At 50.2% G+C, this 24,551-nt stretch carries 23 protein-coding genes and 1 riboswitch; of the genes, 13 read left to right on the top strand and 10 right to left on the bottom strand.

Annotation, left to right across the window (positions count from 1 at the left end; all coding sequences use genetic code 11):
• Positions 1–159 precede the first annotated feature (159 nt).
• Entirely contained in the window at positions 160–999 is an 840-nt protein-coding gene (locus G451_RS0103465; RefSeq protein ID WP_211236326.1) for a cyclase family protein, read from the bottom strand.
• Between the two features lie 134 nt (positions 1,000–1,133).
• On the opposite strand from G451_RS0103465, the gene G451_RS0103470 reads away from it, so the two are divergent.
• A complete protein-coding gene (locus G451_RS0103470; protein ID WP_027183162.1) occupies positions 1,134–1,706 on the top strand; it encodes a sugar O-acetyltransferase in 573 nt (190 codons plus the stop codon).
• Positions 1,707–1,737: 31 nt separating this feature from the next.
• Here the strand turns inward: G451_RS0103470 and G451_RS0103475 are convergent, their stop codons facing one another.
• The 4 genes from G451_RS0103475 to G451_RS0103490 form a co-directional block, all read right to left on the bottom strand.
• Positions 1,738–2,937: an MFS transporter gene (locus tag G451_RS0103475; RefSeq protein ID WP_027183163.1), complete on the bottom strand. Its 1,200-nt coding sequence runs from the start codon at positions 2,935–2,937 to the stop codon at positions 1,738–1,740.
• Positions 2,938–3,100: 163 nt separating this feature from the next.
• Entirely contained in the window at positions 3,101–4,015 is a 915-nt protein-coding gene (locus G451_RS0103480; protein WP_169727814.1) for a sulfotransferase family 2 domain-containing protein, read from the bottom strand.
• Between the two features lie 226 nt (positions 4,016–4,241).
• Positions 4,242–5,741 carry a heterodisulfide reductase-related iron-sulfur binding cluster gene (locus tag G451_RS0103485; RefSeq protein ID WP_084448347.1) on the bottom strand — a complete coding sequence of 500 codons (1,500 nt, stop codon included), beginning with the start codon at positions 5,739–5,741 and terminating at the stop codon, positions 4,242–4,244.
• Positions 5,742–5,961: 220 nt separating this feature from the next.
• Complete coding sequence (locus G451_RS0103490) at positions 5,962–6,531, bottom strand: hypothetical protein (protein ID WP_027183166.1); 570 nt, start codon at positions 6,529–6,531, stop codon at positions 5,962–5,964.
• 201 nt (positions 6,532–6,732) lie between these two features.
• Positions 6,733–6,908: riboswitch (cobalamin riboswitch) on the top strand.
• A gap of 175 nt (positions 6,909–7,083) precedes the next feature.
• Here G451_RS0103490 and G451_RS0103495 point away from each other — a divergent pair.
• The 5 genes from G451_RS0103495 (at position 7,084) to G451_RS0103520 (ending at position 12,969) form a co-directional block, all read left to right on the top strand.
• Positions 7,084–9,153, top strand: coding sequence for a ribonucleoside triphosphate reductase (locus tag G451_RS0103495; RefSeq protein WP_027183167.1), 2,070 nt, complete (start codon positions 7,084–7,086; stop codon positions 9,151–9,153).
• A gap of 12 nt (positions 9,154–9,165) precedes the next feature.
• Positions 9,166–9,393, top strand: a complete 228-nt coding sequence (locus tag G451_RS0103500) for a hypothetical protein (RefSeq protein WP_027183168.1) — start codon at positions 9,166–9,168, stop codon at positions 9,391–9,393.
• A gap of 356 nt (positions 9,394–9,749) precedes the next feature.
• On the top strand, positions 9,750–11,342 hold the full coding sequence (locus G451_RS0103510) for an acetolactate synthase large subunit (protein WP_051261093.1): 1,593 nt from the start codon (positions 9,750–9,752) through the stop codon (positions 11,340–11,342).
• A gap of 187 nt (positions 11,343–11,529) precedes the next feature.
• Positions 11,530–12,357 carry an AraC family transcriptional regulator gene (locus tag G451_RS0103515; RefSeq protein ID WP_027183170.1) on the top strand — a complete coding sequence of 276 codons (828 nt, stop codon included), beginning with the start codon at positions 11,530–11,532 and terminating at the stop codon, positions 12,355–12,357.
• 9 nt (positions 12,358–12,366) lie between these two features.
• Positions 12,367–12,969 carry a LysE family translocator gene (locus G451_RS0103520; protein ID WP_027183171.1) on the top strand — a complete coding sequence of 201 codons (603 nt, stop codon included), beginning with the start codon at positions 12,367–12,369 and terminating at the stop codon, positions 12,967–12,969.
• Between the two features lie 79 nt (positions 12,970–13,048).
• Here G451_RS0103520 and G451_RS0103525 read toward each other — a convergent pair whose 3' ends face one another.
• Entirely contained in the window at positions 13,049–13,864 is an 816-nt protein-coding gene (locus G451_RS0103525) for a helix-turn-helix transcriptional regulator (RefSeq protein WP_027183172.1), read from the bottom strand.
• Positions 13,865–14,172: 308 nt separating this feature from the next.
• On the opposite strand from G451_RS0103525, the gene G451_RS27360 reads away from it, so the two are divergent.
• Together G451_RS27360 and G451_RS27365 are read left to right on the top strand one after the other, a co-directional pair.
• Positions 14,173–15,555 (top strand): APC family permease, encoded by a 1,383-nt coding sequence (locus tag G451_RS27360; RefSeq protein ID WP_034640543.1) that lies wholly within the window; start codon positions 14,173–14,175, stop codon positions 15,553–15,555.
• Positions 15,556–15,557: 2 nt separating this feature from the next.
• Positions 15,558–16,451 carry a carbon-nitrogen hydrolase family protein gene (locus G451_RS27365; RefSeq protein WP_084448348.1) on the top strand — a complete coding sequence of 298 codons (894 nt, stop codon included), beginning with the start codon at positions 15,558–15,560 and terminating at the stop codon, positions 16,449–16,451.
• A gap of 71 nt (positions 16,452–16,522) precedes the next feature.
• Here the strand turns inward: G451_RS27365 and G451_RS0103540 are convergent, their stop codons facing one another.
• Both G451_RS0103540 and G451_RS0103545 read right to left on the bottom strand, forming a co-directional pair.
• Positions 16,523–17,872 carry a hypothetical protein gene (locus G451_RS0103540; RefSeq protein WP_027183173.1) on the bottom strand — a complete coding sequence of 450 codons (1,350 nt, stop codon included), beginning with the start codon at positions 17,870–17,872 and terminating at the stop codon, positions 16,523–16,525.
• A gap of 171 nt (positions 17,873–18,043) precedes the next feature.
• Positions 18,044–18,796, bottom strand: a complete 753-nt coding sequence (locus tag G451_RS0103545; protein ID WP_027183174.1) for an N-acyl homoserine lactonase family protein — start codon at positions 18,794–18,796, stop codon at positions 18,044–18,046.
• Between the two features lie 250 nt (positions 18,797–19,046).
• On the opposite strand from G451_RS0103545, the gene G451_RS0103550 reads away from it, so the two are divergent.
• Positions 19,047–20,030: a thiamine pyrophosphate-dependent dehydrogenase E1 component subunit alpha gene (locus G451_RS0103550; protein WP_027183175.1), complete on the top strand. Its 984-nt coding sequence runs from the start codon at positions 19,047–19,049 to the stop codon at positions 20,028–20,030.
• Between the two features lie 11 nt (positions 20,031–20,041).
• Positions 20,042–21,016, top strand: coding sequence for an alpha-ketoacid dehydrogenase subunit beta (locus tag G451_RS0103555; RefSeq protein WP_027183176.1), 975 nt, complete (start codon positions 20,042–20,044; stop codon positions 21,014–21,016).
• A 104-nt stretch (positions 21,017–21,120) separates the two neighbouring features.
• Here the strand turns inward: G451_RS0103555 and G451_RS0103560 are convergent, their stop codons facing one another.
• Complete coding sequence (locus G451_RS0103560) at positions 21,121–21,837, bottom strand: hypothetical protein (protein WP_027183177.1); 717 nt, start codon at positions 21,835–21,837, stop codon at positions 21,121–21,123.
• Positions 21,838–22,151: 314 nt separating this feature from the next.
• Between G451_RS0103560 and lplA the strand changes: the two genes are divergently transcribed.
• The 3 genes from lplA to G451_RS0103575 all read left to right on the top strand — a co-directional run bounded on the left by lplA (position 22,152) and on the right by G451_RS0103575 (position 24,168).
• Positions 22,152–23,129 (top strand): lipoate--protein ligase, encoded by a 978-nt coding sequence (gene lplA, locus G451_RS0103565; protein ID WP_027183178.1) that lies wholly within the window; start codon positions 22,152–22,154, stop codon positions 23,127–23,129.
• A 212-nt stretch (positions 23,130–23,341) separates the two neighbouring features.
• Positions 23,342–23,668, top strand: coding sequence for a carboxymuconolactone decarboxylase family protein (locus tag G451_RS0103570; RefSeq protein ID WP_027183179.1), 327 nt, complete (start codon positions 23,342–23,344; stop codon positions 23,666–23,668).
• A 110-nt stretch (positions 23,669–23,778) separates the two neighbouring features.
• Positions 23,779–24,168 carry a PaaI family thioesterase gene (locus G451_RS0103575; protein WP_027183180.1) on the top strand — a complete coding sequence of 130 codons (390 nt, stop codon included), beginning with the start codon at positions 23,779–23,781 and terminating at the stop codon, positions 24,166–24,168.
• Positions 24,169–24,233: 65 nt separating this feature from the next.
• Here the strand turns inward: G451_RS0103575 and G451_RS0103580 are convergent, their stop codons facing one another.
• Complete coding sequence (locus G451_RS0103580) at positions 24,234–24,542, bottom strand: DUF6506 family protein (protein ID WP_027183181.1); 309 nt, start codon at positions 24,540–24,542, stop codon at positions 24,234–24,236.
• Positions 24,543–24,551: the final 9 nt, after the last annotated feature.

Raw genomic sequence — 24,551 nt, forward strand, 5'->3', positions numbered from 1 at the left:
TTGAAGTACGGAGGAGTGTTCTGAATATATGCGCTAGGAGCGTAGAGTATAACGCGATATTCTACGCTCCTAGACTTTATAGTTGTGATACAACATTTTCTCTACAGTAATAAATGAAAGAATTGTATCTATACTATACGTATGAAAGTTTTGTCTTTTCTATGGTGCAGGAAGAAATCCAAGCACTGTAGCAGGCGATCCGGAACCCCCGGCGTCACGAATACCGCCAACCACGATCCATGCACCTTTTGGGGGTAACTGCTCCAGTCCGGCTAGATTCTCCAGATGAATACGATTGTCTTGTAATAGTGCTGTATTGGTCGCATAGGTTTCATCCGAACCGGGATCGACGCCGTGGGTATCAATGCCGAGACCGCCGATGTGGCGATGTTTTATGAGCCATTGCGTCGCCTCAATACCAATGCCGGGATAATGCATCACGTCATCTGCATCGGCGTTGAAAAACGCTTTCGGGTCGTTCCATCGATCCTGCCACCCTGTGAAGGCAATAACCATAGCATGCTCGGGGATAGGGCCATTGGTTCTTTCATATGCGCGCACATCATCCAGCGTCAGGGCATAGTCTGGGTTTTTGGCAGCCTGAGCACGAATATCAATAACGGCTGCAGGAAACACAAACGATGTTGCCGGAACCTTATCAGCGGTGGCTCCATCGGTATGGAAATGCGACGGCGCGCCCCAGTGGGTACCGGAATGTTCCCCCATCATGATCGAATGCAAGGCAAACCCATCTTTTTCTACGTTAAAAAGCGGCTTGAATTCCGGGGTGGGGTCGCCGGGAAAAATCGGCATGTCGACGGTATTGACGTGACTAAGGAAGACAACATGGCTGAATGCCTGCTGCATTTGCTGTGGTGTCAGAGATGGGCCGCCTGCAGCGTGGGCTACTCCTCCCCAGCAGCTTACAAGCACCGCGATAAATACTGTAATAGTCCATAAAGATTGTACATATTCACTTATTAGGGAAAGAACACCCATGGTGAAAGCTCCTGTGCTGTTGCTAAAATGAAAATGGTGCCCAAAGTTTGTTGGGGCATATCTCGTTTTTTCGTATACATACTGCATCCCAAGGTGCTTTGTCGAACATCCACCACGAAGGAGTGAGGTCTCTTATGACAGAAAAAGAGAACATGATTGCTGGGCGACTCTACGATGCTTCAGATCCCGAGCTTGTCGCCGCACGTCTCGCTTGTCGGAAGTTGTTGCATGCCTTCAACCATGCCGCACCGGAAGAGGCGGAACTTCGCCAGGATATTCTTGGGCAACTGCTCGGGGGGATGGGTGAGCGGATTGAAATTACTCCACCGTTTTATTGTGACTATGGGTTCAATATTACTCTGGGAAACAATGTGTATATGAATTTCAATTGCATTATTCTCGATCCCGCGCCTGTGCTTATTGAGGATAATGTCATGTTCGGTCCGTCGGTCTCGCTCTATACAGCAACCCATCCGGTTGAGGTGGTGGAACGCCTGAAGGGGCCGGAACTCGGCACGCCGATCACGATTCGGGAAAATGCCTGGATCGGCGGTGGAGCTATTCTTTGTCCCGGTGTGACCGTGGGGCGCAATGCCGTTGTTGCTGCGGGTGCCGTAGTGACCAAAGATGTTCCGGATAATGTCGTTGTCGGCGGCAATCCGGCGCGTATCATCAAGCACCTTGATGGGGATGGAGAGAAGAAATAACAGGCTGTTTTTACATCGCAAAGCCACGACGTTATGCAACGTGTGTCGTGGCAGATGCTCTATGGCGAAAGAGCAGTGTCGTTCCAAACCCTGCCAGCGCGCACAGGGCCGCGACGAGATAGACCGACGCAAATCCGGCATACGACGCAAGGGCACCGGTGAGGGGGCCTGTGAGCCCGTAGGCAATGTCCTGAAATGCAGCGAATCCCCCAATGGCTGTGCCGCGTATATGTGGGGGAGCAATACGCACGACCTCGACACCCAGTGAAGGGAAAATCAACGAGCATCCCGCACCCGTGAGGGCCGCACCGATCCACGCCACCAGAGCATGCGGCGCAATCCACAGCAGGGTGAGCCCGAAGCACTCAATCGCGAATGAAATCAAAGAGACCTGAAATCCACCCATTCTGTCGGGGAGATTGCCGAACAGGATGCGGACTGTGACAAAAGCACCACCAAAAAACGACAGCGCAAGTCCGGCATTTCCCCAATTGTTTGCAAGAAAATAGAGCGAAGAGAACGCCCCGATAACCGCAAACCCGACACCTTGGAGTGAGAGGGCCATCCCAGGCAGCACGATGAGCCTGACGACAGAATGAAACGGCACGCGGTGACCACAGTGTATGGGAATTGGACGTATCCAGATATTCAAACACAGCGCAATGAGCGGCAGCAGCATGGTGGAGACACCGAGTGCTGCAAATCCCCACTGATTGAAGAGCACCAGGCCAATCGGTGCCCCCGCGGCCAACGCGCCGTACACGGCGACACCACTCCAGGACATCACGGTTCCCGACCTTTCCGGCCCCATGATGCCGAATCCCCATGCCAGAATGCCGGTGAGAAATTGGCTTTCTCCATAGCCAAGAGATAATCGTCCCAAAAGCAGTATGACAAAACGAGCCCAGATGGGGACGGGAAGAAGCGCCGCGCCGAGATAGAAACATCCGGCCAATCCGCAAGAGAACATTCCCCACAGTGCGGTGCGTTTTGCGCCTTTGGTATCGGCCGCCCGTCCGGCATAGCCTCGCGTGGAGACCGTCGCCAAAAACTGAATGCCGACGGCAAGCCCGACCATGGTATTACTGAGTCCGAGCTGCTCATGCACAAACAAGGCGATGACGGGAAGGGGAAGCCCGACGGTCAAATAACAGAGAAAAATGGACGTCGCGAGCCAGAAGAAAGAACGCTCGGGATATGGATGGGCCTCTACTTCCTCAGAGTGCGACATAAAGAATTCCGGGTTGGAGTCCCCAAAATCCTGGACCCTCATCCGTACAGAAGGAGAGAGGCAGGTCTTGTCCATGGAAATGTGTTTGGTGCATCGCTGAATAACGAATATTTTTTACTCGATTCATGGGGGGATGCCAAAGAGGAAGATGCAATGGCCCTCATTACTTGCGGAACAACGGGCTATCTTTGGGGAGAGAGATGTCTTCTTGCGTATTCAGCCCTTCTCGTTGAGCAATGAGTGCACATGCGGTATTGTATTTTGAAATGATGATGTTGAATCGTTTGAGCTGCAATGCGAAGTGTGGTCCCTGTTTTTCTATTGTCTCAGAAAATTTTTCTGATGCGTATATATAAAGTTCTCTGTCAGCTGCATTGTATGATTCAGCAATGGCGATATCACTCTGTGTGATGTGTTCTTTCAATTCTTGACGGAGTGCATTGCGCTTCTCATAAATGATGGAGTCGAGACCAAGAAATGATTTCAGTAAGAGCAAACTTTCATTGAATCGTTCTTGTATACCAACGAATCCAAATCGTGTTGTGATGTTTTCTTTCGCGATGCGCAATGGCTCGTGAGGAAATTTGGTGAGATCGAAATCTTCACCGGATATCATGCGCGTCATGAAGTTCTTTCCACGGTATCGCAGCATTTTAGAATCGCTTGTAATATAATCTGAAAATGTGACACCATTCTCGTTGAGATACCGGTAGAGATGGTTGTTCGGCCATGTCTTCAGAAACACATACTCGGAAATGAGGCGTTGCACCGGGTCTCGGAGAAATGTGAAGACATTGACCGGTATGGAGTAGATTGTCGGTGGCGTGTACGATTGCAAAAAGAGATGACCCTGAATTAATTTCAGTTGGTCACGCTCTTCAGCACTCAATATGCGTTTTTGTTTATAATCATCCTCCCGATATATCGATAGAATCTCATGCTCCTCGAAATTATTTTTCAAGATGGAGTTGAGCGTGGTTCCGGCGGTTCTCGGTATATGAAGAAAAAAGAATGGTGTGCGCATGACGGCATTATAAAATGGACTTCCACTGAAAGCTAGCGGTTCGTCCTTCCTCATACGCTTGCACATAACGATGAAATCGGCGTGTTTACTATTTCACATGGCTGTTTATCCCAAAATTCTAGATTGTTACGGCGCGAGAATTGTATAAGAAGTGTCTCAATCACAATGCATATATAATGAAATTTTTGTAGGATTCATTGTATACAGATTGATACAGGCTTCATTGGAAGCCCCATCGACTGCACGCATATATGGTGAAGTCGATGGAGGATGTATTCCCCTAATCGCTTGCCAGATACGCTTCCTGCAAGACTTCAATGGGATGCTGGACCGGGTAGGCGCTCATTTGGTTGAATTGCAAACGGCAACTCAGACAATCGGTAACGAGATGGTCCGGAGAAAGGTGTTTGATATGGGCCATCAAACGGCTTCCCATTTGGATGGACGTATAATGGAATTCATTTTTGAATCCCATAATGCCGCCTAAGCCGCAGCAGTAGGACACGTTGTCGATAGCATCCATGGAGATGTCCGGGATGAGTTCCATGAGTTTGGCATAGGGGATGCCCATAGCTTGTTCCCGTTGGTGGCATGGCGCATAGTAAGCTTTTTTCCCTGGAATAGCCCCGAACTGCGTGGAGAGTTCTCCGTTGCGATGCAAGGAGAGCAGGAATTCTCCAAGGTCGAAGCAGTTAAGCGATACCTTGATGCGTTTGAGCGGATCAAGCGATGCAAAGTAGCCGTCATTCTTCATGATACTGCCGTATATCGTCTTGCTCAGCGTGCGAATGCGCATTTCCTGCACACGACCAAGGATACCGTCAGGAATCGGCACGGTTTTCAGGGCGGCTTGGATATTGTTGAAGGTGACATTGCAGAGCTTTGGGGCGTCAGGATCCTGCTGTTTCGCAGGGGAGAACTCCGGCACCATCAGGTTTCGGTCCGTCCCTCCGACCAGCGCCTGATATTCTTCCGCATAATAGGCTCGTTCCGGCAACGCTTTTTTCAGCAGATAGCCGCATGTCGGGCAGGATGTGACAATGCTATACCCATCGTCGATGAGTTCGCTCATAAGCGAAACCGTACGTTCTGCACTGGCAAGCGTTGTCGGGCGATCTCCCTCCAGCATGCTGGGCATGCCGCAACAGCCTTGTTTCGGTGGGTAATATACGGTGATATTATTGCGTTGCAGCACTTCGACTGCGGCCTGGGCAACTTCCGGGAAAAGGCGTCGAGCCGTGCAACCGGAGAAGAACGCGACTTTCTTGCCTTTGGTTTCGGACTGTGCAGCGGGCCGTGTATCCCATCCTTCTTTTTTTGCTATGGCGGGAAACGCTGTCCGAGGAATCAGGGGCAATTTGCGTTTGGCATGAATACCGGCGGTTTTTCTGATCAATCCTCCGGAAAGCGGGTGTTGCAACAGGGCGTTCGCAATTTGCGGAGCGGCACCGCATAATATCCCGAGACGTTCGACGTCTTCAAGAAGGCGCAGGGGCAACGGGAGGCCATCCCGTTCGATGAACATGGTTTTGGCCAAAAGGATATCCTGCCGGACATCATCGCAGGGGCACAGTGCGCAATAGTTGCAGCTCTCTGCCAATTCGCGCAATTCGGTTCCTGTGATCCGTTCTCCTGTTTCCTGTTCCCGGTCGACAAGGGCATAGAGTTTGGGAAAGAATAGGCAATTCGTTTCGTACATGTACCGACAGCAATCACAATCCAGGCACAAGTCGACGACTTTTCGCATCTGACGTTCGGCATTATCCATCTGCGTACTCATATGTGTTTCGCGACGACATCAGGCAGATTCGTCGCGTGTGTTGAGTGTGGTGAAAGGGAAATACGATTGATTCACGGAGAGCGGTGTTGTGTTGTTATTTTTAACATATATACGCGTGGGGAGTATGGCGGGTCAAGATAGGACCACGTGTTGTTTTCTGCAATGCGAACATCCGGAGAATATTGGTATGGAGATACCTGGGATTATGGGTGTCTTCCTGCTACATATGCTTGTTTTTCGCTGCATACTTTCCCATTACCCAAAGCAGAAGCACACAGATGAGCGCGCCAATCAGCGCTGCAGGAAGGATGGCCCATCCTGACGTACCGCCTTCAAGTCGCGACCAGATAATTTTAAGTGTGGCGGCTGCAATGACAATGAGCATGGCTAGCCTGATGTTTCGCATGAAGCATGCGATCCCCATGAAAAGGTAGGTCACGAGTACCGCAATCCAGCCGAGCACGGTGAACGTTGTGATATCGCCGTAGAGATAAGCGTATTCCGACTGGAGAAACGCCGTGACGTGTGGATCAGGATTTTGGGGTGGTGGAAACCAGCCCATGGATGTTGCCATGGCAAAAATGGAAAACGCCATGCCACCGAAAGATTTTTTCCAGGCAAAGAAACAAAACGGCAGCAAGAGCAGGGGGCGGATATACCAACTCCATACATTGTGATGCCGCGCCCACATCCAATCAAAGAATGTGGGCGAAAACATCATGAGCAGGATGAACGCGAGGGTGCCGACTGAAAAAACGATTGCGAGAATGACATCACGTGCTTTCGACATAGGTTTCCTTGGGTGTCCACTGGAATGCGTACATCCCTCGTGGGGGTTGGGTCTTTGAATGAGGAATATTGCAAAATTTTTCGTAATTGCTTTCAAAAATTTTATGGTTCCCTGTCAACGCGTATTTTTCGGTCCCCTTATGAGATGAGGATGGGGAAGGATCGTCTTGCGTCCTGCTACAGCTTGAGGTACTTGCCTGCCTCACCACGATGTTCTTCAGGTGGCCACAGGCCATAACAGGGAATCCGGTGCAAATCCGGAGCGGTCCCGCCGCTGTCATCCTCATGGACGTGTGATCCTCAAACGCCACTGCCGTCAGGCGGGAAGGCGGATCATACGAGGATAGCCAGAAGACCTGCCTGAAGCATTTCCTGCCCGCTACGGTTCGCGGAGCCCGTAGAGGGACTTGAATGGACACACCATATAACTGTTGTCGCGGTTTTTCGGTTCTGCCGTTGGACCTCGCGTCGGCAACATCATCAAGCAGTTAAGCCGTGATCACTTTTTTCTGTGCCGGCTCTTTCCGCGTCGCTGCTTGTGTCATGATTTTTTATGCCCAGCAAAATTCTCAAGCGTGATGGTTGTATCGAAACCTGGTCGACCAAGCGAATCGGCAATGCCATTTTCAAAGCACTCAATGGAAGTGGCATCAAAGACCCGTTACTTGCGGACCGATTGGCCAGAAAAGTCGAGCAGAAGCTCAAAGAAGCAGACGTCGACATCCCCGAACAAGAAGAAGTGCAGGACATGGTTCAGCAGGTGCTCATGGAAGCACGGCTGTACAAGGTGGCCGAGCGCTACATTATTTATCGGGAAAAACGTCGTGAACTGCGTTCTCAAAACGCCGCCTATTTGGACATTGCCGGTGTAACGGACAGTTATTTGAACAATGTCGACTGGCGCGTAAATGAAAATTCCAACATGGTCCATTCCTATCAGGGGCTTATTTTGCACATGGCCGGTGCCGTTCAGGCTCGGTATATGCTGGAAAGATATCCTGAAGAAGTCCGCATGGCCCATACCCACGGCTACTTCCATATTCACGACCTGTCATTTGGACTCGCAGGATATTGCTCCGGTTGGAGTTTGCGGGATCTGCTCTTGGAAGGGTTCAATTTGCGGGATAGGTGCTCCTCGACACCGGCCAAGCATTTTGACGCTGCGTGCGGGCAAATAGTCAATTTTCTCGGAACACTGCAAAATGAATGGGCTGGGGCGCAAGCCTTCAACAACGTTGATACATACCTGGCTCCCTTTATTCGATACGACAACTTGAATTACAACGATGTAAAGCAACAGATTCAAAAGTTGCTGCATAATCTGAATGCGACATCTCGTTGGGGCGGGCAGAGTCCGTTCACGAATTTCACGTTCGATTTTTCACCCCCGGCACACATCGCCAACGAAGCCGTTATTATCGGCGGCGAGTTGCAAGACTCGACCTATGGTGAGTATGCCGAGGAAATGGCCATGATCAACCGGGCGTTCCTCGAAATCATGTTGGAAGGCGACGCCGATGGCCGCATTTTCTCCTTTCCAATTCCCACGTATAACGTGACCGAAGACTTTCCCTGGGATTCCGTGGAAGGGAAACTTCTCATGAAGATGACCGCGAAATACGGTGCACCGTATTTCCAGAACTTCATTAATTCCGATCTGAATCCGGAAGATGTGCGCTCCATGTGCTGCCGCCTGCAAATGGACTTGCGAGAGATTCGCAAGAAAACCGGTGGATTGTTTGGCGCCGGGGATTTGACCGGGTCCATCGGGGTCGTGACCCTGAACCTTCCCAAGTTGGCCTATCTTGCCCATAACGAAGAAGATTTCCTGGACTTGATCACGGAATATGCTTCGTTGGCGAGTGAGTCCTTGGAGTTCAAACGGAAAGTGGTGCAGAAGAATCTTGATGCAGGCATGTTTCCGTTTTCTCGGCGGTATTTGAAGAATGGTTTCAAAGGTCATTTTTCGACCATTGGCTTGATCGGTGGTCACGAAGCCTGCATGAACCTGTTGGGCAAAGGCATCGAAAGCCCCTCCGGTATGCGCTTGATGAAACGTATACTCAATCATCTGAGAAGTCTTGTTGTGCAATTTCAGGAAGAAACAGGAAACTTGTACAACCTGGAAGCCACGCCCGGAGAAGGCACATGCTATCGACTCGCAAAGATCGATAAAGCATTGTATGCCGATATTTATACGTCCGGCAATGGAACGCCGTATTATACCAATTCGACACTCTTGCCGGTTGGTATTAGCTCCGATGTGTTCTTTTCACTGGAACACCAAAATGATTTGCAGACGCTCTACAATGGCGGTACGGTTTTTCACACCTTTTTGGGTGAAGCCGTTCCCAACGAAGAGAGTATTCAGCGTTTCCTTTTGAAAGCCATGAGTATGACCAAGATTCCCTATATCTCCGTGACACCGACATTCTCGGTCTGTGAGAATCATGGGTATCTCTATGGCGAACAGTTCCGTTGTCCGACATGTGATCGGGAAACCGAAGTCTATACGCGTGTCGTGGGATACTATCGCCCGGTCAATCGCTGGAATAAGGGCAAACAGGAAGAATACAAGGATCGGACGGAATACGCGATGGAAGTGCTTTGTAAAACAGCGTAAAATACGGTCTCAATGATTCTCGATGCCAATCAGATTGCCTCTATCAGGCAAAACAACGACGAAGAACTCCGCGGGGGTAGCCGTGCTACACACGGCTACCCCGCGCACACCATTCAAAATCTGCTCCATACCATCGAAGCCTTGAAAAAGGAAAAACGCAAGTGGAAGAAACTGGCGCAGTCCAGAGGAAAACTTCTTGAAGAGATTGGAGCATTGGCGTCGCAGGTAAATCACGACTGAGACACAATCAGTCTGTATCCGTACTGCGTTTTCAAATGGCCCTATGGAAGAGTGTTCTTTCATAGGGCCATCCTTGTCAGAGGAGCTTGACCGCCGTTATTTGCCTCGCTACGGTTTTATCATGGTAAACACGTGTTTCTTCTTTTCTGAGGAACGCTCTCCATTTGTATTTTTGAGCTGTCAGCCCTGTGTCTCGTCGAGTCGGGGAAATGCTCATGAAGGCTCCTTGCGCTTTCCGATGGCGGCGTTATGTCGGTTTCGGGGGCGCCTGTATTTCCTTTGCAAGAGAGTGCACATGAATTGCTCACGCGTGGTCGTGGGCTATGCGTGAAGAATTTGAAACAAGGAGTGAATTGATGACGTTAGATTCTTCTCGGGATGGGAATGCTGCCTTGCCCGAGACGCTGAATGGTGCTGAATCGCTTGTTGCCACACTGGTTGATAGTGGCATTGAGGTCTGTTTTGCCAATCCGGGTACGTCGGAAATGCATTTTGTTTGTGCGCTCGACCATATTCCCGGCATGCGTTCGGTGCTTTGTCTGTTTGAAGGCGTCGTGACCGGTGCGGCTGATGGATATGCCCGCATGGCAGGAAAACCGGCTTGTACGTTGCTCCACCTTGGGCCGGGATTCGCCAACGGCATGGCCAATATTCATAATGCACGGAAAGGGCAAACGCCGATGGTGAATATCGTCGGTGATCATGCCACCACACATGAGCGCTATGATGCGCCATTGACCTCAAACGTCGTCGGTTTTGCCGAAGCCATTTCCCATTGGGTGCATCGGTCGAAAAGCTCACGCAATGTTGCGGTAGATGCTGCCCGCGCAGTTCAAGCGGCGCGTCAGTCTCCCGGTCAGGTGGCGACGTTAATTCTCCCTGCCGATGCTTCGTGGTTGCCAGCGGAACGACCTGCGCCACGGCTTGATGTCTGCCCGGCGGGAGTCGTGTCCGATGCGGCGATTGATGCCGCTGCACAGGCGCTTTCCAGCGGAAAGAAAACAGCAATTCTGATGCGTGGGAGTGTACTCTATGAGGAAGGACTCCACGCAGCCGGCTGCATTGCCGCCAAAGTGGGCGCGACATTGTTCTGTGATACGTTTACTCCACGGATGCGCGCAGGGGCTGGTGCGCCAATTGTTGAGCGGCTGCCGTACCGCGGGAAGGATATTCTCCGTCGATTGGGTGAGTTTGAACAACTTCTGCTTGTCGGTGCGGAACCTCCGGTTTCGTTTTTCGCCTACCCGGATCAAGAAAGCTGGCTGACACCGCCTGCATGTGCCATTTTGACATTGTCGCACCCGCATGAAGATGGCAATGCCGCTTTGGTCGCGCTGGGCGAAGCGATCAAGTCTCCACCGACCTGTTCCCTGACATCGTTTGGCCCGCCGTCGCTGCCGGGAAATGGTCCTCTGACAGCGCAAAACGCTTTGCAGATAGTAGCGGCATTGTTGCCGGAAGAGGCTATTGTCACGGATGAAGGCATTACATCCACCTTGCCGTACTCGTCGTTACTCGCGCAGTCGGCACCCCACGACTATCTTGCGCTGACGGGGGGATCCATCGGCGATATTCTGCCTTTGAGCACGGGGGTTGCCATTGGAGCACCGGGCCGCAAGGTCGTTTGTTTGGAAGGTGATGGCAGCGCCATGTACACCCTGCAAGCGCTCTGGACGCAGGCACGTGAGAAGCTTGATGTCGTCACCGTCATCTATGCCAATCGGTCGTACGCCGTATTGAATCAGGAATTACGTCTGATGCAGGCGACATCCGAAGGCGGAGTTGCAGCGTCACTGTTCGATCTGCATAATCCGTCGCTCGATTGGGTCAAACTTGCCGAAGGCATGGGCGTGTCGGCGGTACGAGCCGAAACAACGCAAGCATTTCTCGACGCGTTTACGGCCGCGCTTCGTGAGCCCGGACCGCATCTTATCGAAGCGATTATTTAGCGTGATCTTGCCACCACATGTGGTGGTGAGAGACAGGGAATGCGATGAAAACGTCCGGTCGGCCAGTGGAGCAGACCGGACGTTTTGCGTGATGTGCATGGCGGAAGACGTTTTCGCAATTTTGTCCAAGCCTTTCCACGTCAGGATGATTATGAAAGAGCTACGGAGCAGGGAGGGGATGATGTCCGTGACGAAATATGACCATTTCCAATTCATGAGTCCGAAAGAATCAGTTGGAGTTACGGTTCTTCATGCGGTCATGTCCGATTTCTCCTACAGCAAACATGCACATGAAGAATTCGCGATAGGGGTAACACGCGAAGGGGTTCAGGAATTTTCTTGCCAAGGACGTTGGTTTCGCAGTTTTCCTGGCAATATTATTTTCTTCAATCCTGGCGATGTGCATAACGGCAACCCTGGGAAAGATACCGCCCTGAAGTATACGATGCTGTATATTGATCCGAAAGTACTCTTTCCTCTTGTGGGGAGTGCAGCGCACGATGAAAAATCGGATTGTCGTATTTATGAATTACATTTTGAAGATTTTGTCCTGCAATCTTTAGTGTTGAGAATGGCGTATCTTGTCAATGCAACATCAATCGCAACGCTTGAATATGAACACGTGTTGTATGAAATCGCCAAGCGCCTGAGTCAGCGCATGGGAACATTCCATTCTGATAAATGGATAAAGAGCAAAGATGCCCTGCTCTTAAAGGTGCGAGATTATATTTTCGCAAATATTGCACAGGATATTTCGATAGATGATCTCAGTTCAATCGTGCACATGTCGAAATATCATTTCATCCGCATGTTTCGAACACAATTCGGGCTCACACCTCATCAATTTATTCTTAACCATAGGATCAATAAAGCCCGGGAAGTGCTCAGCAAAGGAAAATCACCGACTGACGTTGCATTGGAGCTTGGGTTTTTCGATGTCAGCCACATGAATCGACATTTTAAACGGGCGTATGGTGTCACGCCTAAGCAGTATCAAGTACAGCTTTTGAAGTGAGGAAAAAACATGCTTGGCATAATGCTCTATTCCATTGGGGTGATGTATACTCCTGGCCCCGTGAACATCTTGAGTTTGCACTGTGGGATGCAGAAAAAGTTTTCCGTCCATATCCCATTTTCTTTAGGCGTCGCAACATCTGTATGCTGTATGTTTCTTTTAGCCGGGTATGCTGGGAGCAACATTGCCCATAGCGCATTCTTGCCGTTTATTTCAGCTGCTGGCTCGCTGTTTATCGGCTATCTTGCCTATAAAATCATGTTTTCCCACATCGATATAACGGGAGAAAAGGATGATGTCCCTCTTTTGCGGTATAAAGACGGGGTCTTGATGCAATTGTTTAATCCGAAAGCTATTGTGGCGGTCTTGCCTGTGACGACGATTCTTTTTCCTGCAGCAGGGATTGATGGAATTGACATCGCGGTCTGGTCGGTACTGCTTGGGGTGACGTCGTTTGGAGCGCCGTTTGTCTATGCGGTAATGGGGTCAACCATCTCCAAGCATATAAAAAGGTTGTCTTATTTTGTTTATCTGAATCGGATCATGGCTGTGCTGCTCCTCGCGGTCGCTGTGGATATCGCGTATGAGCATGTCTACCTTGCGTTGCAATAAGGCGATTGAAAGAATCGCAAGGCATGTTTTCGTCGAGGCGTCTCCCATCTCAAGTTTCGGAAAACGCTCTCTCCCGTCATTACATTGTATGTCCGCTCAATTTTGAAAAGAGGGGCATCATCATGGTAAACAACTCTCCCTGCGACGAGATGTTGCATTTGGTGTAGAGTTGTCGACGAAATACCTTGACGGTTTGAATGCTGATATTCAAATGTAAACTGATAGCCATTGAAGAATAGCCTTGCAGGATGAAGGCCGCGATTTCGGCTTGGCGAGGCGTCAGATGAATACCGGTTTCGTGTTGAAAGGCTTCTTGGAGGCGTGTCTTTAACGGTATATCAAGTTGTTGTGCAAGCAAGTCCCGAGCGGTATCCTTCCATTGTTTTTCCAGCAAAATACTGAGTACATGTTCATGTTCCCACAGAGCTCGGATTTCCTTTCCTGAAAATTTCGCTCCACTCGTTCTGTCTTTCCCGAAACACGCGGTGATTGTTGTTCCGTTGCCCAGATCGGCAAAGGCGGCCACTTCATCGATCAACGTCGTTTGCGCGTAGTATGTCGTGTAGTAATTGGTCTGTTGGAGCTCTGAGGGGATAACATCGATGAGCCGTCGCAATCCGTGTACAGAACCCTTGAGATGTTCCTTGTAAAACGGGTCGAGCTGATATGCACTCTCCACGTACGCGCTGTCCATGTTCCGGTACACAACCGGGTCTCGATATTCTCGATACAGCACCACCGGATTGGTCTTTCCTTGATAGAGGAGGACGATCAGGTTGTCGAAGGCAGTGAGGTGCCTTGCAAACCCTGAAAATGCTTCGGAGAATCTCTGGTGACCAAGAAGGTTGATGGCCCGCGCTAATGACGTATCACGATTTTTTGCGACTCCGTTCATACGCTGTATACCACTTTAGGGCTATGTGAATTTCACAAAATTGTGACTAATCAATATTTCACGCCTGCCAAAAGTGCAAGGGCTTTTTGGTATGATTGAGGGACGGATTTTGCCGGCATCGTCCCTAATCATATTGAAAAAACACATAATATTGTGAAGCATGAGCAGGAAGGGCAGGTCTGCACGGTCTGGTTACAGGAGCGCAAACAGGGAGTAAGGAAGAATGATTCCTCATAGTTGCGAGGTCTTCATTCCTGTAGCCAATGAATATTCACGCCCGATGAGAGAGGGTACTTCAGGAGGATGGTATGACAACTTCACAAGCGACTCTGGATCGGACTTTATCGCTGAAAGCGGTGGTGCTTTTCGGTCTTGCCTACATGACTCCCATGATCGTTCTCGGCACCTTTGGTGTCGTGGCCACGACGACTAACGGAGCCGTTCCAACGGCATATATTATCACAACATTGGCGATGATTTTTACGGCATATAGCTATGGTATCATGTCCAAAGAATATCCTGTGGCCGGTTCCGCCTACACCTACGTACGAAAATCCATCGATTCTCGGCTTGGGTTCATGGTCGGCTGGGGCATTTTACTTGATTATTTCTTTCTACCCATGGTGATCTGGCTTATTGGAGCCGCGTATCTCAGCGCGCAGTTTCCGACCGTGCCGAGCTATTTCTTTTTGCTCGCCTTTATCGCGTTGACGACCATACTCAATGTCATCGGTATTCAACTCGCTGCCAAAGTCAATTCGCTGCTGATGACATTTCAGGTATTGGTCATCATCTTTTTCGTCGCTTTGTCCCTGTTGCACATTTTTGTCGCAGATGGTTTGTCCGGGATGGTCAGCTTGACCCCGTTCTTCAATGACGGTTCTTCATTCAATACGATAGCGGCGGGAGCCGCCGTGGCTGCGTATTCATTTCTCGGCTTCGATGCCGTCACGACGTTAACCGAAGAAACCATTGATCCGAAGCGCACCATTCCCAAGGCGATTATTCTGACTGCGTTGATCGGGGGCGGCATTTACATTGTGGTCGGTTACACAACACAGCTTGTCCATCCCGGTGGAATATTTCAAGATGCGGATTCGGCTGCGTTTGAAATTGCCAAGGTTATCGGTGGCAATTTGTTCAGTGCGGTTTTTCTGGCAGGAATGGTCCTTGCGCAATTTACATCGGGGATTGCCGCGCAGGCCAGTGCATCCCGTTTGCTGTACGCTATGGGGCGTGACTCCGTGCTCCCCAAGGCGCTTTTCGGTCACCTGAATGCCCGGTTTCATACTCCGGAATTCAATATTATTCTGACAGGCGCCATCGGGATTGTCGCATTGTTTCTGGATGTACTTTCGGCGGCATCGTTTATCAACTTCGGTGCGTTTGTCGCCTTTACCATGGTCAATCTCTCCGTTGTCTTCATGTATTATAAAAACGAACGGGCGCGCGCTCAATACAATGTCTTGAGCGGCGTGGTGCTTCCGATTCTTGGCGCAGTCGTCAATGTTTGGTTGTTGACCAAACTGGACATCCACGCCGTTGTGCTAGGGAGTTGCTGGTTACTGTTGGGTGTGGTGCATCTGGCCTATTTGACGAAATTTTTCACCAAAGAACCGCCTGAAGTGGATTTTGATGAAGAAGGCGCGTTGGATGACAACTCTTCATTCACGCAGAGCATATTGGAGTAATGATGGCGCGATATCTCCCCATATTGGCAATGCAGGAAACGTCACGGTCTTTTGAATGCGACATGGATGAATTTGAGGATGAGATCGTCTCTTTGTTGGCCGATTTTCCGAAAACGCGGCTGGTAATCTACCCGGAGAATCATCTTTTCAAAGTTGATGGTACGCCGGAGCAACGCAGTGCTCAGATGATGCAATGGGCGCAGCAGGTTGATGGACCGCTGATGCAACGTTTGTCGCATATTGCACGCCGCGCCAAGGTTTGGTTGTTGCCCGGTACCTTTTACGAAGACGATGGAAACGGGGGAATTTACAATACTTCGCCGTTGTTTTCTCCGGCAGGGGAGCTTGTGGCAACGTATCGGAAATGCTTTCCGTGGCGGCCGTATGAACCCTATACGCCGGGACAATCGTTCTGTGTTGTCGATCTTCCAGGAATCGGCCGTCTTGGGTTGTCTATTTGTTATGATATCTGGTTTCCCGAGGTCTGTCGTCAGCTCGCCTGGATGGGCGCGGAAGTGATTATTAACCAGGCACAGACATCAACCTGCGATCGGGAGAAGGAACGTGTGCTGGTGCAAGCCAATGCCATCAGCAACCAGACGTTCATTGTCAGCGTCAATGCGGCGGCTCCGGCAGGAACCGGTCAAAGCCTCATTGCCGATCCGGAAGGCAATGTGCGGGTACAATTGCCGAGTGAAAACGCAGCGATTATGACAGATGTGCTTAATCTGGACGAGGTTGAGCGTGTGCGTGAGTTCGGGACATGCGGACTCAATCGAATGTGGTCGCAGTGCAGACCGACCGATCCTGTTTTAGAGCTTCCGGCGTATGGAGGGCGCATTGCGCCGGATCAATGGGCTTGTCACCTTGAATCGTCAAAATCGGTAACATCGTAACACTGTATTCACGACACACGTCCGGCTGAACTTATGTCGGCCGGACGTGTGCTTATGAGATGATCAAGAGATTATGGATTGCTGGGTGAAACGCTTTCCACTTCATTCGATTGCCCCAGAAGAAGCGAGAGCGTCGGGAGAATGCTGATGAGCTTTCCTACCTCCAAAGCCGCTTTGAGATGGGAATATGCAAAGTATTGATAGCCGTCGATGACAGCATCTCCGGGAAGTTCTGATTGTTGAAAGACATACATATCCATGAAAATGTCTTCTGCTGTTCGTAGCGCGTTCGTCTCGTACCATTTTCCCATAAAGCACATATTATCCACACCTGTCTGATGAGGGCCTGAGCAGATATCAACCGGTCTCCATTCTGCACTGAAGATGGGGCGGATACGAATACCACTTTTTACTTGGGTAAATATCGAAAGACGATCCGATATATATGCATACGTCGCATAGGGATCGGCTCGATAAGCATGCAGGTAAATGATGTCGGCAAATTCCGCGATCCGTGCTGCTTCTTCTTGCTTGTCCTCAGACGTTCCAAGCCAGCCCAAATAGGCATCGACTGTCATGTCTTGCCGGTCTGCAATCTCGCGCATATGCGTCAGGAGATGCACAAAATCGTTGATATCCCCTGCGTCTGACTGGCTTGCATTCCAATATTCATATTCGCTGACAAGTCCATTGAAACGCTCTACGGTCGTGTTACACGACGAGTTGTATACTTCAATGCTGTCAAAGTCTGTATCAAGACAACCAACACCTTTGACTGCGAGAAGACCATACTCTTGCTTGGCTTGCGTGATAAATTTTTTGAGTTGTTCGACACGTTGCGTATAGCCTGAGTCCTCTTGCAATATGGGAAACAGACCGTATAACGCAATTTCGCTAAATTTGTGGCCGTCTACAAAATGAAGCAACTCCTGCTCTTTTTGGGAATCACCGAGAATCGAGTCAAAACCATCGACATAGAGTGACCTGTACTCCACAGGGTTGGCATGATGTGGTGGAGTAACATCGATGATCCATTCTATGGGATCGCTATAAGTATAGGTATCATCGAAGGCAATGACGGAAATCGTATATGCTCCTGGTTCCGTAAAAAGGAGTGTTTTTTTGATTTCAGCTTCATATGCCTTGCCGTCGGTTTTTTTGACGATGGAAATGCATGGTGTACTTGGGGATTCCGGACAACCGTACCATTCTGCTCCCAACAGGTCGCCGTCCACATCTTCGGCATGAATCGTAAAGACGACGGAATCGTTCACGGCACAGCGAAATGTCGTTGCAGGAGAAATATTTTGGGCGGTGGGGGCTTCCGCATAAAGGGGGCTCGGAACAGTGCACAATGCGAGAGTGGTGATGATGAAAGCAATGCTCCATAATCGTAAAGCGGAGAAAGAAGTGGTTGGCATGGTACATCTCGGGGCGTTGTTGTCTCGGCGTGTTTAAACCGACGCAGTAGGACCACCTGTTGTATGCGGTTATATTGCCATACACCTCACCAAGAGAAAAGTGCGACGATTGCAACACGAACCATCAGGTCAGTCGGCAATCTGTCCTGACGATTCGTGGATGTTCACGGTTTATTTGATGCCGATGGGAACACCTGTCGCGAACGAAGGTTCATGGAGTGGAATGACGATATCGGCAGCATCGCGTATGCGTCGCACAATGTCGTAGGCGGCATACGAATTGACGCAGGTTCCCGGCGGGATGACGTCCATTTCTCTTGCCGTTATGGCCTTGGGCGGAAACAGATTTTCCTGGATAACACAAAAGCCCGTAATGACGGCGGAACCGGCCGGAGTGTCGATAAAGATGGACATGCCACCTTCGGTATGGGCCGGAGTGTGCACCATGCGCAGACCAGGCATGATTTCCGTGTCTTCGCTGAGGGGTACCATTTGTCCGGCATCCACGACGTCTTCGATATATTCTTCGTTATACCGGTAATCCAGCGGGTGGGGATTCTGGGCATGAGCCAGTTCTTTTTCATGAACATAGAAGACGGCGTTCTCGCATAAGTAGTCATTCTCGCAGTGATCGTTATGCAGATGCGTATGGACCACGACATCGATATCGGCTGGCGTTAATCCAAAACGGGCAAGCCCGTCGGTAAAAGTGGAAATTGCTCCGCCAATAGCCTGCTCTCGACTTTCTGAAATAACAGGGCGCATTTCGCCGGTATCGACGAGGATTCGCTTGTCTCCTCCTTCCAGATACCAACCATAAATGGGAATGGTATACGGCTGACCATAATCGAATTGATAGGTCATCATTCCCTTATCGAATTCTTTGGTTCCCAAAACGATAGGGTGAATCACGAACGTGCTCACAGAGCCCTCCCCTTGTTGGAATTCACCGAATTATGGAGCGGAATACACTCGCCGCCCCGGACTGCATGGCAATGTATGGTAAAGGATAGACTATGGACCTGTTACCAGATGTTGGCAACCGTCAATGTCAATCATGATGAATGGAGGTGTGGGTGCGTTTTGTGATGGTTTTTTTTGAGAGAAAATGGTAATCATATAGTTGAATATGCAACAATATAATCCTTGAACATGATGCCACAGGGGAGGGGTTATGGGCTCGGAACCGAACGTTGATCTGCGACGAAAAATCTTGGAAATGATGTATTTGGCTCGGGCTTTTGAAGATTGTGTGACCACATTGGCGGCGGAACAGGGCAGATTGCCCGGTATGCAAATTCTTGCCACAGGCCAGGAAGCTGCCGTGGCGGCCGTGCTTGCTTTGCGTGGCGATGACGTCATCATTACCAATCATCGTAGCCATGCTCACCTTCTTGCTCGGGGAGCTGATCCCAAAGGGTTGTTGGCAGAGATTATGGGCAAAGAAACCGGAGTGAATCACGGCAAGTCCGGTACGTTGCATCTCATTGTTCCAGAAGTGAATGCGTTGATGACCTCAACGATTGTGGGGGCCAGTCCGCTTCTTGCCGTCGGTGCGGCATTCGCCCAGCAATACCAAGGCAGCGATGCCGTAACCTTGGTTTTTTTCGGTGACGGAGCCGCGGCGGAAGGATCGGTTCATGAAGCCATGAACCTGGCGGGATTGTGGAAATTGCCGATTTTGTTTGTCTGCGAAAACAATTGTTGGGCTGGAGCGCAAAGTTTCAGTGAGCATTGTTCGGCCGGGAATATCGCGTCGCGAGCGGAGTCGTATTCCATGTCCGGTGAACTCGTGAGCGGAAATGATCCCGATGATGTGTTGCATACGGCACAAGAGTGCATTGCCGGAATTCGTGCTGGGAAGGGGCCGGCGCTCATGGAGCTGGCCACATATCGCATGCATGGACATGGTGAATATGACAAACAACATTATGTCGATCCGGATGAGATTGCATTTTGGGCGCAACGCGATCCATTGGCCATGTTTCGGGCACGCCTTGAAAGCGAAGGTGTGATCAGTATGGAGGATGCTGAAGCCTTGGAACAAAAAGCGGCGGATACAGTTGCCGATGCCCTGTTGTTTGCCGATGAAAGTCCTTATCCAACCCCTGAATCCGCCTTGGATCACCTCTGGGCGAGTGCTGAAGAGCGCATATAAAGGAGAGCGACATGCGAGAATTGCACACTGGCGTCGCGATTCGAGAGGCGTTGACCTTGGCCATGGAGATGGACGAACGCGTCTTCATTGCGGGGGAAGGTATCGGTGTCTCCATTCATGACAGTCCACTCATGCCCACATATGGGGTGTTGGAAACGTTCGGCCGTCGTCGTGTCAAAGATACTCCCGTGAGTGAGGCTGCCATTGCCGGTCTTGCCGTGGGTGCTTCGACGATGGGATTGTTGCCTGTTGTGGAAATCATGTTTTTTCCTTTCATTACCCTGGCGTCAGATATGTTGGTCAATCATGCGGCGAAACTTCGGTATCTCAGCGGAGGGAAGTGTTCGTTTCCACTGACCGTTCGTGTCAAAGCCGGTATGTTCAACGCCGGTTGCCAGCATTCGCACAACCTCGAAGCCTGGATGGCACATGTTCCCGGATTGAAAGTAGTTTTCGCGTCATCCCCGGCCGAGGCCAAGGGATTGCTTCTTTCTGCTATCTTTGACCCCGATCCGGTCATTGTGGTGGAAGAGATGGGCTTGTACTGGATGCAAGGCCCGGTGCCGGAAGGGGATGAGCGTATTCCACTCGGGAAAGCGATTATTAAACGTCCCGGTACCGATGTCACCGTCGTTGGATACGGTGGCGCCGTACTCGCTGCTTTGGGCGCTGCTGCCGATCTGGAAGCCGAAGGTGTTTCCGTGGAAGTTATTGATCTGCGCAGTCTCGTGCCGTTGGATCGAGAAACGGTGTTGGAGTCCGTCGCACGGACGGGACGTTTCGTTACGGTCCATGATGCCACGAAGTTTTGCGGTTTCGGCGCCGAGTTGGCCGCCATGGTGGCGGAAGAAGGATATGGATCACTCAAGGCGCCTATACGTCGGGTGGCCGGTCCGGATATCCCTGTGCCGTTCTCTCCGCCGCAGGAGCAGTTCTACAAACCCAATGCCCAAAAGATTGCGGCTGCTATCCGATCAATTCTGTAACTGAGCTCTACTCCATTTCCAGGAAGAGACACTGGAAATAGAGACCCAATCATACCGCCCGGTCCGTGAGAATATGGGCCGGGGTGGTATGTATTGGGGAGCCCTTACACAAAAACATCAACGGAGGCAGATGCCTCGTTTTTGTCAGCGCTGCTCGTATTGTCTGTTTCTGATGTCGCGGTCTGGGCAGGCTGCTGTTCTGCGTTGGATTGCGTGGCCGCGCTTTCCGTTTGAGCTTGTGTTTCTTCGGTTGCAGCCTGTGTTTGCTCCGTATCGGCACTTTCTTGTGTGGATGAAGCATTGGAAGCGGTCGTTTCTTCTTCGCTACTCTCTTCACTTTCGCTACTCTCTTCACTGCTTGCGATGGCTTGTTCTTCGAGTTCCTGTTCGATTTTTTCTTCGTATTCTTGGCGTTCTTTTTCCATGCGCTCGGTTTGCGTTTTAACCACTTCATTTTCTATGACGTCACCGGCCGCTTGGCTTGCTTTGTTTCCAATGATCACTTTTTCGGCGTAGTTGTCTGTTGCCGCGGCGAGTTTGCTATAGGAATTGATGATTCCCATCATTTTCGTGCTGAATTCGTTGTCCGATCTCAGGCCATTCAAAAGGCCTTGTGTATACTTTGACTGTTCATAATTGCGTTGAACGAAGTTGTTTGCCAAAAGGTTTTGGGGAGTGCTCTGTGTTTGGTTGGATTGATTGGCATTATTGGTTGGATTGATGCTCAGGGCCGTGGATTCGGCCGTCTCCTGTTGCTCGTCTGAACGGGATGTGGAAAGGAGGAAGGGAGAGTTAAACGTACTACTCGATGAAATTTTCATGGCGTCCTCATTAAAAGGAGTATTGTACGTCTATGGTATAAATGAATATCGGCTAAATGTCACATGGCTTTATGTGTTGTCGTGAAGAAAATTGTAAATTGATATTTTCTATTGGTGGTTGTGCTTTATATAGATGCTTTTGTGATTGCAATGTATACTCATTGTGTTGATGTCTTCTTGCTTTCTCCAACGAAGAAAGGAATTCTTTTGTCAAATTGTGATGTTATGACTTGAACTGCATCAATATGTATGAATTCATGCTGTGAAAATAATATCAGGCCTAGCTTTTGCAAAAAAAGATTGAAGGAGCACCCATGCGATACATTCATAACCGGGGCACTGATCCGGCGTTTAATCTTGCCGCCGAAGAGTGGTTGTTGACACAGACCGATGCTGAAATCTTCATGCTGTGGCGCAACGCGTCGGCGGTTATTGTTGGCCGAAATCAAAATACGCTCTCGCAAATCGACGAAGTGTTTGTGCGAGAACGCAATATTCCGGTGGTCAGGCGACTCAGCGGTGGTGGGGCCGTGTTCCATGATCTCGGGAATATTAATTTCACATTTATCAGTAACGGCACTCCTTCTGACAAGCTGGATTTCAATCGTTTTACTGCACCTATTCTTGATGCTCTGCGGAGTATGGGGGTGGACGGTTCTCTTGATGGACGGAACGACCTCGTCATCAATGGGCAGAAATTTTCCGGTAATGCGCAGCACTTCCACAAGAATCGCATCCTGCATCACGGGACGTTACTTTTTGCTTCGGATATTGCCGATGTCTCCGGTGCGTTACGTGTCGATCCCGAGAAATATCGAGACAAAGCCGTCAAAAGCGTCAAGAAGCGCGTCACGAATATTTCCAGCCATCTTCCTGAGCCGATGGATGTTACGGAATTTCTCGATGTGCTGATGGCACGAGTCTCGGGTGAGGCTGTCCGTGATGACATGGCATTGAGAGCGGAAGAAGTGCGCGGCATCGAAGAACTTGCCGAGCAACGGTATCGTTCCTGGGATTGGAACTTCGGCGATTCGCCTGCTTACAATTTTACACGCAGTACGCGGACTCCAGGCGGGTTGCTGGAAGTGCATATGGACGTAAAAAAAGGGCGCATCGAACACATTCGTCTGTTTGGAGATTATTTCGGCGTGCGTCCCATCGGGGACATTGAAGCGTTGCTGGTTGGTTGTCCTCATGATCGTGCTCAATTGGCACAGCGCTTAGAGAAGATCTCGTTAGATGAGTATTTGAAAGGGGTTGATTTATCTGCGCTTATCGATTGCCTGTTCTAAGCTCACCGGAATCATGTTGGTTTTCATGCAGAACACCGGCTTTTCAGAACGTTCGATTTTCGATCAATGTTCATATCCGGGACAAAGCATTTACAGAGACTTTGATTTTTTCAGGTTGCTATCATACTAAAACGACAGGAAAAACAAATATGATTCGTGAGGCATACTCCTTGCTTAATAGGAACATCAACATTTAACTGAGGAGTACACCAATGGATGCAGCGGAAAAAGCGGCCTTAGTCCTTTCTAAAATGCAGTCGCAGGCCGGGGACATCTTCCCCAAATACATCGGTTTTACCAAAGAAATCAGCCAATACGGTCCGATCGATCACAAGACGCAGGAATTGATTCACGTTGCGTGTTCGATGATGTCGCAATGTGAAATGTGCATCTCCCTTCACGTTCAGGGTGCAGCCAGCCACGGTGCAAGCAAGGAAGAAATCATGCAAGCCGCCATGCTGGCCATTTCGATGGGTGGTTCGCCGAAAATGATGTACATGAAATATGTTTTCGAAGAACTTGAAGACTTGTTCGATTAGCCCGACAACGGCATAATATTGGGGCTGGTCGGAATGACTTCCGTCCGGCCCCGGAATTTTCAGCAATTGCCGGGGGTGAGATATCTCCATCCATCTTCGCGGAGCACTTTATGGAGATCAAAACACATGAACGCATTGATCGGTCCCTCTGCGGAGAACCGAGCGTCGTGGAAGAAAATCGGAGTGAAGTCCAACTGACGTGCAGTCCGAATATGGCGGCGGATGCCAGTGGATTAGTTCACGGCGGATTTCTTTTCGGGTTGGCAGACTATGCTGCCATGCTGGCCGTGAATCATCCCAACGTTGTCCTTGGCGCGGCGGAAACCCGCTTTTTGAAACCCTCTCGCGTTGGTGACGTGCTTGTTGCCAAAGCACAGGATGAGACCCCGCAAGAGAAAAAGCATCTTGTTCGGGTAGAGATTCTGTGTGGTGAAGATGTTGTTTTTTCCGGCACGTTTACATGCTTTGTGCCAAAGAAGCACGTGCTGGACGGCGCCTAAGCTTTTCCTTCGGACGCGCGAGGCGGCCCGGTACAAGCGGCCGCCCTGTGCGCATCCAGTCTCTATTACGCAAACAATGTGTCACCGCTGGCGTTATTCAAGCCAGGGTGGGTATCAAAGCGGACGACTCCAACTGGTACGTTGACGGCGGCAGCAACACGCGCCGTTCCAGCCGCTCCGAATCCTCCGCAGAGTTCTATGGCAGCGATACCTTCTTTTTCCACCAGTTCACGGGCGAGAGCTTCGGCCTGGTCATAGTTGCTTACGGCCACGGCAAGCAATTCAACGCCTTCGGTGCGTACCCAGCTCCGATGTTGTGTAGGATCGCCGCCGGGGGCGACAAAAATAAACGCGGCTTTCAGGGCATTACTCATGCTGTCTCC

It is taken from the genome of Desulfovibrio inopinatus DSM 10711 (genome assembly GCF_000429305.1).
Taxonomy (GTDB): domain Bacteria; phylum Desulfobacterota; class Desulfovibrionia; order Desulfovibrionales; family Desulfovibrionaceae; genus Alteridesulfovibrio; species Alteridesulfovibrio inopinatus.

Coding starts and splice junctions, on each gene's coding strand:
- G451_RS0103480 (WP_169727814.1), bottom strand. CDS start 4,015: ATGAGGAAGGACGAACCGCTAGCTTTCAGTGGAAGTCCATTTTATAAT.
- G451_RS0103550 (WP_027183175.1), top strand. CDS start 19,047: ATGGGCTCGGAACCGAACGTTGATCTGCGACGAAAAATCTTGGAAATG.
- G451_RS0103465 (WP_211236326.1), bottom strand. CDS start 999: ATGGGTGTTCTTTCCCTAATAAGTGAATATGTACAATCTTTATGGACT.
- G451_RS0103485 (WP_084448347.1), bottom strand. CDS start 5,741: ATGAGTACGCAGATGGATAATGCCGAACGTCAGATGCGAAAAGTCGTC.
- G451_RS0103560 (WP_027183177.1), bottom strand. CDS start 21,837: ATGAAAATTTCATCGAGTAGTACGTTTAACTCTCCCTTCCTCCTTTCC.
- G451_RS27360 (WP_034640543.1), top strand. CDS start 14,173: ATGACAACTTCACAAGCGACTCTGGATCGGACTTTATCGCTGAAAGCG.
- G451_RS0103520 (WP_027183171.1), top strand. CDS start 12,367: ATGCTTGGCATAATGCTCTATTCCATTGGGGTGATGTATACTCCTGGC.
- lplA (WP_027183178.1), top strand. CDS start 22,152: ATGCGATACATTCATAACCGGGGCACTGATCCGGCGTTTAATCTTGCC.
- G451_RS0103525 (WP_027183172.1), bottom strand. CDS start 13,864: ATGAACGGAGTCGCAAAAAATCGTGATACGTCATTAGCGCGGGCCATC.
- G451_RS27365 (WP_084448348.1), top strand. CDS start 15,558: ATGGCGCGATATCTCCCCATATTGGCAATGCAGGAAACGTCACGGTCT.
- G451_RS0103470 (WP_027183162.1), top strand. CDS start 1,134: ATGACAGAAAAAGAGAACATGATTGCTGGGCGACTCTACGATGCTTCA.
- G451_RS0103500 (WP_027183168.1), top strand. CDS start 9,166: ATGATTCTCGATGCCAATCAGATTGCCTCTATCAGGCAAAACAACGAC.
- G451_RS0103495 (WP_027183167.1), top strand. CDS start 7,084: ATGCCCAGCAAAATTCTCAAGCGTGATGGTTGTATCGAAACCTGGTCG.
- G451_RS0103555 (WP_027183176.1), top strand. CDS start 20,042: ATGCGAGAATTGCACACTGGCGTCGCGATTCGAGAGGCGTTGACCTTG.
- G451_RS0103540 (WP_027183173.1), bottom strand. CDS start 17,872: ATGCCAACCACTTCTTTCTCCGCTTTACGATTATGGAGCATTGCTTTC.
- G451_RS0103575 (WP_027183180.1), top strand. CDS start 23,779: ATGGAGATCAAAACACATGAACGCATTGATCGGTCCCTCTGCGGAGAA.
- G451_RS0103580 (WP_027183181.1), bottom strand. CDS start 24,542: ATGAGTAATGCCCTGAAAGCCGCGTTTATTTTTGTCGCCCCCGGCGGC.
- G451_RS0103510 (WP_051261093.1), top strand. CDS start 9,750: ATGACGTTAGATTCTTCTCGGGATGGGAATGCTGCCTTGCCCGAGACG.
- G451_RS0103570 (WP_027183179.1), top strand. CDS start 23,342: ATGGATGCAGCGGAAAAAGCGGCCTTAGTCCTTTCTAAAATGCAGTCG.
- G451_RS0103475 (WP_027183163.1), bottom strand. CDS start 2,937: ATGTCGCACTCTGAGGAAGTAGAGGCCCATCCATATCCCGAGCGTTCT.
- G451_RS0103490 (WP_027183166.1), bottom strand. CDS start 6,531: ATGTCGAAAGCACGTGATGTCATTCTCGCAATCGTTTTTTCAGTCGGC.